Here is an 8,361-nt window from a genome sequence, read left to right as displayed (position 1 = left end):
CCCACCCGATACGGGCATGGCTGCCTTCCTTCCTACGGTGTTGCGGTGATGGCACGCGCGGTCGCCTCGCCGGTGACGGTGACCGTCTTCTTCCGCGCGCCGGCCCACGCCGAGACGGCTTGACCGGCGAGTAGACCAGCGGACCTCGCCGGAGGCCTCACGGCGCTGGGCCCAGCGACAGCAGAAATTTCTGCGCGCTATGGGACCGGATGGTCCCGGCAATCTCGCACCAGCAATGATTTTGGTAATGGTCGCCCCGCACGCCAAGCGAACAGAACACGTCCACCTGTTGGACTCCAAAGTCCAACTCGCCCTAGATCAGCGCTGGATACACTTGACGGATGAGCGACGAGCAGGTGACTGCGCCGACGAACAGGCGGCGGATTAGTCAACGGGGCATCGCGACGCGAGAGCGGATCCTCGATGCAGCGAACCGGCTGACGCTCGTGCGCGGGGTGAACGCGACGACCCTCGACGACATCCGCGAGGCAAGCCAGACGAGCAAGTCCCAGCTCTACCACCACTTCGCCGACAAGCAGGCACTGGTGCGCGCCTTGGTCACATATCGGGGCACGCTTGTGCTTCAGCGGGAAAGCGCCGGGCTGGAACGACTGAAATCGTTCTCCGGGCTGATCCGGTGGCGTAACGCGCTGGTCCAGGCCAACTCGCTGAACAACGGCAGATACGGCTGCGGTCTCGGTTCAATGGCTCTCGAACTGTCTGATCAGGATGAGCAGGCTCGATCGTCAGTGTCGGAGACATTCGCGGCATGGGAAAAGCTGATCAGTGATGGTCTGCACAGAATGCGCGACAGCGGCCTACTGCGCCAGGATGCCGACCCGGAAAAGTTGGCCACGGGATTGATGGCCGCTCTGCAGGGCGGCTACCTGTTGGCGAACGCCGCGCACGACGTCGCACCCATGGAAGTCGCCCTGGACATGGCGCTGGAACACATCAGATCGTTCCTCGTGCAGCCGTCCCGCCAGTGAGCGCGTTCTGTTGACCCGACGGCACGCCGGTCGGCCGTGATGCCACGCACCGGAGGAGGCGGCGAGTGATTCCGCCGCCTCCTCCGGGCAGGCTCACTTCCCGTACAGCTCGAATTCGTAGAGCGAGAACCCGTACGAGGTGGCGCGCTTGACCCCGTACACCCGCACGTAGCGGGCGGTGACCGGAGCGAAGGTGGCGTTGTCGACGCCGCCGTTGCCGGTGGTGGTGGCGAACACCGGCGACCAGGAGCTGCCGTCGGCGGAGACCTCGATCCGGTACGAGGTGCCGTGCGCGGCCTCCCACCGCAGCACGGCCCGGCTGACGGTGCGGGCCGCCCCGAGGTCGACCCGGAGCCACTGGTTGTCGTTGTAGCTGCTCGCCCACCGGCTGCCGAGGCTGCCGTCGACCGCCTTGTCCGGCGTGTGGCCCGTCAGGAACTGGGTGCTCGACGCGGTGGCCGGACGGCCCTGCGCCAGGTTGGTGACGTCGTCGCCCCGGCGCGCCGGGAACGAGACGACCTGCTGGTAGGTGGGGCGGTTCTGCCAGGCGATCACCGGGTGGGTGATGCCGCCGAGCCCGGAGTGGGCGATCGCGTCGGCACACCACTGGTCGCCGGCCCCGCAGGACTTGTCACCCGGGTAGACGGTGGTGGCCGGCACCGCGGCGGCCTGACCGAGCGCGTCGAGCAGGGCCTGCCGGCATGCGCCGAGGTTGCCGTTGCCGCAGTACGCGCGGCCCAGCCCACCGGCCACCGGGTCGCCGAGCACGGTGCGCAGGTCCTTGTCGACGTAGCCCCACCAGCCGTACTGGAATGACGAGCCCTTGTGCGCCTGGCCCTGCAACGCCCAGTTCGCGGCGCCGTCGCGCCCGCCGTTCTGGCCGCCCGACGGTGCCTCGTTCACCTCGATGGCGTCGACCAGCGAGGCGTAGAGGTCCGGCCCGAGGCCGGGGCGGAACTGCGCCGAGGCCAGTAGCGGCCACCAGGCGTCGAAGATCCGGATGGCGTCGGCGTGCTGGTAGACCTTCGAGCCGGGGGACGTCTCCACCCGGCGGACCCCGGCCTGCTGCCAGGCGCGCAGCTTGCCCACCGCGTCGGCCAGCGCCGGATCGGTGACCGGCGTGCTGTCCAACACCCGCAGCAGATCACCGAGGACCTGTTGGCCGCGCAGGTCGGTCACTGCCGCATCCGCCATGATCTTCACGACGTCGGCGCGACCGAGCTTGCGCTGCGCGATCGCCGCGCGCACCGGGCCGTCGAGCAGCTGAGCCCGGTGTACGGAGCCGAAGCTGAAGTTGCCGTCCGCCGCCCCGAAGTCCCGCGCCTGCTTGTTGTTCCAGCTGACGTAGTAGTCCTGGTTGACCGACTGCGGATGCGCCGACGCCGGGATGTAGGTGGCGTCGTTGGTGTCCGGGTTCCAGCCGGCCCACTCGTACGCCGGCTCGGCCTTCGTGGGCAGGTTCGGATCGGCGGTGGCCGGACGGACCGGGTTCGCGCCGGAGTTGAGGTACGCCGCCTCGGTCGAGTTGACGTAGAACCAGTTGAACGCGTACCCCACGTCGGCTGCGGACGTCTGGAAGGCCGCCGCGCTGCCCATCGCCGACGGGTCGTTGAAGGCCTGGAAGCCGATCGCCGAGTCGGCCTCGTGCCGGTAGGTCGAGCGCAGTTTGGTGAACGCCGTCGGCTGCCCGTTCACCAGGCCCCGATAGGAGACCAGCCCGTACTTGGTGCGCAACGCGCGCAGCGTGTACGAGCCGGCCGGGGTGGAGTCGGCCAGCGTCGGGGTCCAGGAGTTGCGCTGCTCCAGCGCCTCCATGGCGAGGCACTGCCCGTGGTAGAGGTAGCGGTTGGTGCGCAGCGTCGGGGCACTGCCGTCGGTGGTGCACAGCGGCACCGCGTACGTGTCGGTGAGGTCCTGCGACGCGGAGGTGGCGCTCCACGCGTAGTCCTGGCCCCGGCCGAGCAGCACGTAGAGGTTCAGCCCGGCGAACGCCGCGCCACGCGCGCTGATGCCGGGACCCTGCAACTCCTGGAGCATGAGCAGTTGCGGGGCGAAGTAGCCGGTCTGCGGCCCGAACACGGCAACCGGATTGCCCGTGGTGGTGTGCCGTCCGGAGACCACCACCGCGTTGGACATGCCGTGCGCGCGCAGATTGGACAGGCCGCCGAGCAGCTCCTTCGTGGCGGTGCTGGCACCGGTGCGGGCGGCGGCCCCGCCGGTGGCGTCGTACGCGAGGGGTTCGGCGACCACCGAGCCGGCGTCGGGGAGCACCGCGCTCGTCGCGCCCGGCGGCGTCGCCCCGTACGGGAAGCTCTGTCCGTCGTGCAGGGTGAGCACGGTCTCCGGGTCGTTCTGCGAGCGGAACGCCGCCCACACCCGGTCGCCTTCCGTGGCGCCGTACTTCGCGCGGGCGGCCACCCGGACCAGCGCGGACTGGATCTCGCTGCCCCCGCCCCCGCCGAAGAGCCCGCCGATGACGCCGGCGGTGGCGATCAGGTCGGTCATCGTGAAGTGCTTCGGCTTGCCCGCGCCCGCGAGCACGTACTCGCCCGGGTAGTTGTCGTCGGCGATCGACCTGTCGATGTAGGCGTTGATGCCGGCGATGTAGTCGACCACGTCGGTGTAGAGCTGCTGACCCCGGGCGCCCTTGGTGCGCAGCGCGTCCACCTGGGCCTGGAGGTCCGCCTCGGTGTAGGGCGAGTTGGCCCAGACGCTCTGCTCCAGCTCCCGGTTGCCCGGAGCGCCACCGGCGAACGAGGTGACGTTTCCACGGCCGACGTGCCGCAGCAGATCCATCACCCAGAGCCGGTCCTGGGCTCCGGCGTAGCCGGCGCCGAACATGGTGCCGGCGCGGGTTGTGCCGGTGACGTGCGGGACGCCGGTGGCCTTGTCCCGCACGATGGTGACGTCCGATCGCGGGGAGACGGTGCTCTCGACCTGTGCGGCCGGAACACCGAATGAGGCGTCGTTGTAGAAGTGGGCGATCTGCTCGTCGGTCAGCCCGGCGTAGTTGTAGACCAGGTTCGCGTACTCGTCGAGCTGGTCGCTGGAGTGCGCCGGGCGGGTGCCGAGCGCCTGGTGCGCCAGGATGGCGACCAGCGTGGCGTTGCCGTTCTGCCCGGGGGGCAGGATGTCGGCGCACTGGCCGAGGCAGTAGTCGTTGGCGGCGAACGTCGTGGCGGCCAGCGCCGGTGACGGCGGGGTCACCGTCAGGACGCTCGCGGTCAGGACGGCGGCGGTGAACGCCGCGAGCCGGTTACGGAGAGCGGGACGGGGCATGGCGATCCTCCGGGGACGCGGAGTCGGGCCGTACGGTCTCGCCCGGCTACCGGTGCCGACGTCTCGTCCTCCGCGCCCGGGCGTTCCACCCGGAGGTGAGAATCATTCGTGTCGATCTCCGAGCAATGATCGGCGCAGACCGCCGTCCGGGATACCCGTCGTTCACCACGCGCCAATGCCGACGTTTCGCCCTCCGTCGCCACCGGGGTCGACGGCCGGGACCAACAAGCCCCGCTGCGGCGGTTGTGCCAACACCGGTCGGTCACCCTCAATAGAGGGTGAACGCCAATCGCAACGCCTCAGCGACCTCTTCGGATGTAGCGACGGTGAAGGTGCTGCCACCGCTCGCCTCACCGATCTCGGTCAGGCCCTCGACGATGACCGGATCGGCGCTGTCCTGGGTGATGCCGATTACCCGGACGATGGTGCCGTCGTGCCGGCGCACCGCGTCAACGCCGCCCCTCAAGCGGGGCTGACTGGTGTTGGATCCGTCCGTCACGACGATCAGGTTCACCGGCCGGGTCGACGACTCGGTCTCCCGGATGTGTTGCCACACCGCAAGGATGGACGCGTTGAGGTCCGAATCAGCACCCTCGATCAACTGTCGGTCAAGCTCGTCTCGCACCCGATCGCGGACGTCGGCGGCGCGGCCGGTCGGCACATGCGCCCGGACCCCCGAACCGACGCCGCCGGCGCGTTTGGAGAATGTCCAGAGTGCCATCCGGTCGGCAGGTCTGAGCCGGATCACGCCTTCCCGTACCGCCTTCAGCATCAGATATGCGTCGTATCCCCTCATCGATCCTGAGGTGTCGATCAGGAGAACCGCAGTGACCGGCGGGCGGGCCGTCTCCCACAGTGCGGCGAGCCCTGGAAGCAGCCCGGGGGCGAGCCCTGAGCCGGTGGCCGCGCCTGATCGGGGTGGGTGAGGCCACCTGTGAGCGATGTTGTCTCGGAGGAACTTTCTGAGAGCGTCAGCGAGGATTCCCTGTGCCCTACTCGCCGAGGAGAACACCACGTAGGGCATGTCTGCCGGCAGCATGCTGTCGTCGAGCGGGACCGTGGCCCAACGGAATGGGGGCCTACCGAACCGGCACGGCTGGCCCTGGTTGGCGTCGTTGACGATGACCTGCCTGGTGATCACTACTGTGTCGGCTGCGTCGGCTGCACTCCCGCCGGCGCAGAGGAATCTGGTCTCGTCCTCGGTGATCGTGGCTTCGGCGAACAGGGCGGCGACGTCGCGCATGACCTTGGGGGAGGTGATCTCGGCCGAGGCCGCGCCGGAGACGGTGTCGCCAAGCTCCTTGCTGATTCCGTGGACGGCGTTCAGCCCGCTGATCGACCGTGCGGGATTCGGCACCACAACCCGCGGAGACGAGCCCGGTTTCCGCAAATAACCGGCGATCGCCGGCCAGCCCGCGCCATCGAATCTCTGGACGAGCGGTTCGGGGACGGCCAGGACGAGGGGGTCATAGGCGAGACGCTCGACCTCACCGCCGGAGACCGCCCTGGGGTGGCGGCTCCGCATCAGGTCGACCACGGCCGACGAAGCGGGGATCCACACCTGGACCTTTTCCGGATCGGGCGTGGCCAGCAGGTCACGGGGGCCGGTGATCAGCTGGACCGGCTGGCAGACAGCGCTACGGCTCTGGTTGAAATGGCTGACGGCCGAGGCCAACCTCGACTGGTGGTCAGGGGTGACGGCGACCGTGATCGAGACACGGCAGGCGGTGGCGGCCAGCTTCGAAGCCACGGTCTCGAGCGCGTCGGGCACCACGGTCACGCCGGTGACCAGCATGAGGACCACGCCGGCGAGCGCGGTGACAACGGTGCTTCGGCGCTGTACGGCGAACCGGTCCCGCCTGGGCGTCAGCGGCGGGGCACCGGCAAGGTGGGAGCGTAGGCGCTCGTGCCGGAAACGATAGGCCGGACCGTCCTGGCGGAGGACCTCGTGACGGTGCGCGGCCTCCAGGAAGCCCGTCAGGTCCCAGGGCAGCCGACCGCGTGCCGCCAGCCACAGCCGGGCGATCGTGTACGCGACCCATGGCGCGCCGGAACCGAACGCGGCAAGCACCGCCACCACCGTCGCCGCGAGCGCGGCCGCCACCGCGGCCGCCACCGCCGGGCTCCCACCGCCGAGGCCGGCCAGTCCGGCACCGGCCAACCCCACCACCGCGGCGGTCACCGCGCCCACCGCGAGCGCGGCACCGGCCACGCTGACCAGCAGCGTCTCGCGTTCGGCACGCAGCGACGAACGGAACGTCGCGGTGCTGCCCGCATGCTCGTCGGCCTCGTCGGGAACGCTGAGCCACTGGCCGACACCGATCGGAACACCGATCACCAGGGCCCCGGCGGCACCGATGATCAGCGTGTCCAGCAGGGCCTGCGGCATCACGATGAGCCAACTGCGCGCGGGATCCCACCGGTCGACGGCGTTGAGCGCGGCGATCACTGTAGCCACCGCCATGGTGAACGGCGCGGCGGTCAGGCAACCTCCGGCCATTCGCCGGGGCAGGGCACCGAGGCGGCGGCCGAACCGTTGGGGCACCATCCGGCGTCCCGCCGCCAGGCCATTACTGATGATCCCGAGCATGGAACCGCCGACCACACCGACCACACCGAACGGACCGAAGAACTGGACTGCCGGCTCCGAGGTGGCGTTCATCAACACGACCGTCGCGCCAGCCGCGAAGATCACGCCGCTGATCAAACCGTCGCGTAGGGCAGCGGCGATGACCGCGAACATGCCGGGTGGCTGGTGCACACGGGCGGCACGACGGCCAGCGAGGACACCGACAGCCAGACCGGTCACCGCCGCGTAGGCGGTCGCGACGCCCGGGCGATAGCCGCTCAGCGCTGCGAACCCGGCACCAGCGGCCGCTCCGAGAGCCGCGACGACCAGGCCGACGGTGCCGACTATGACGACCGGGTGCACCTGAGCGGCCATGGTCCACCAACGCAGTCGGGCGGTGGCGGCGAGGGCGGTGAGCCAGCGGCGGGGCTCGTCTCCCGGATAGGCGTTGGTGAGGAACTCCTCGAGCAGGTGCCGTTCAAGAGCATCCGCGTCCATTGTCAGCAATCGCTGCGGGTCGCTCCTGGGGGATCGGTAGACGGACCGGGCCAGGGAGATCATCAACGGGTTGGCGAAGGTTTTCGCGAGATCGCCGCGCTGGTCACGGCGCAGGTGTTCGGCGACGGGCTTCCACCGGGTGCTGCCCTGCAGATCGCTTTCGGTAAGGAAGGCGATAGCGTCATCCGGAGAGACGTGTTCGATCCGGACAACGGCAGCGGTGGACAGTGGGCCCCGACCGCTGACCACGTCATCGTACTCAGCGGGCCGAGAGGTCACGACCAGACCGGGAAAGGTCGGACCGACCCGGTTCAGTTCGTCGAACGCCTTGTGCAGCGCTGTCCTCGAGAGTTCGTCCAAACCATCGAGGACGGGGAGGATTCGCTGCTCACGCACCAGGTGCCCGGCCCGGCCGGGGTAGTCCTCGTCGATGCGCCGCGCGATCCACTCGTCCAGAGGTTCGCCCACGTCCCAGGTTGGCAGTGCCAACAGGACCGGAACCGGATCGTCGGCTTCCCGCAGATCAATGGCATCGACCACGAACAGGGCCATCAGGCTTGATTTTCCGGATCCCGGTTCGCCCAGGACAACGAGGTGCCGAGGACGGGTGCGGCCGACCAGAGCGACCAGTTGGCGGGCGGCGTGCCCGTCACGGTCGAGCTGGCCGGGCTGTGCCTGTGGTACTCCCGCAGCCGTGGGCTCAGATGGCGACCAGCGCAGACGCAGCGGCCTCGGGTGTTGCAGAAGGCGAAGTCCGATCTCCTGCTGCCACTGCCATTTGACGTGCTCAGCCAGCTTCCGCGCCATCTCGTCATCGTCTGTGCCGACCGGCGGCCTGGTTCGTCGTCCCAGATGGAGGGCGGTACCTGCGATGAAGAGGCTCAGGACGCTGGCGTACTTGTCGGCGAGGTCGAGATTCTGCGGGTCGCGAGCCAGGACGGCACATGCCGCGAGGAGCGCGACTCCCGCGATGACGTAGAGTATCTTTCGTGCTCGCACTGAGTGACTCTAGCGCCGCTGGTCTCG

The 8,361-nt window shown here is 69.3% G+C and carries 5 protein-coding genes; 3 read left to right on the top strand and 2 right to left on the bottom strand.

Going from position 1 to position 8,361, the window contains the following annotated elements; translation table 11 throughout:
* The first annotated feature begins 341 nt into the window (after nt 1-341).
* Complete coding sequence (locus tag ABZ749_RS23030; RefSeq protein WP_357230934.1) at nt 342-989, top strand: TetR/AcrR family transcriptional regulator; 648 nt, start codon at nt 342-344, stop codon at nt 987-989.
* 93 nt (nt 990-1,082) lie between these two features.
* Here ABZ749_RS23030 and ABZ749_RS23025 read toward each other — a convergent pair whose 3' ends face one another.
* Together ABZ749_RS23025 and ABZ749_RS23020 are read right to left on the bottom strand one after the other, a co-directional pair.
* Nucleotides 1,083-4,268, bottom strand: coding sequence for a penicillin acylase family protein (locus tag ABZ749_RS23025; protein ID WP_357230931.1), 3,186 nt, complete (start codon nt 4,266-4,268; stop codon nt 1,083-1,085).
* A gap of 268 nt (nt 4,269-4,536) precedes the next feature.
* Nucleotides 4,537-7,335: a VWA domain-containing protein gene (locus ABZ749_RS23020; RefSeq protein ID WP_357230928.1), complete on the bottom strand. Its 2,799-nt coding sequence runs from the start codon at nt 7,333-7,335 to the stop codon at nt 4,537-4,539.
* Here ABZ749_RS23020 and ABZ749_RS23015 point away from each other — a divergent pair.
* Nucleotides 7,309-7,896, top strand: coding sequence for a hypothetical protein (locus tag ABZ749_RS23015; protein WP_357230925.1), 588 nt, complete (start codon nt 7,309-7,311; stop codon nt 7,894-7,896). The genes ABZ749_RS23020 and ABZ749_RS23015 overlap by 27 nt on opposite strands.
* Nucleotides 7,897-8,070: 174 nt before the next feature.
* Complete coding sequence (locus tag ABZ749_RS23010; protein WP_357230922.1) at nt 8,071-8,337, top strand: hypothetical protein; 267 nt, start codon at nt 8,071-8,073, stop codon at nt 8,335-8,337.
* Nucleotides 8,338-8,361 lie beyond the last annotated feature (24 nt).

This window comes from Micromonospora sp. NPDC047753, assembly GCF_040642735.1.
Taxonomy (GTDB): Bacteria; Actinomycetota; Actinomycetes; order Mycobacteriales; family Micromonosporaceae; genus Micromonospora.
This window is presented reverse-complemented; position numbering and strand designations above follow the sequence as displayed.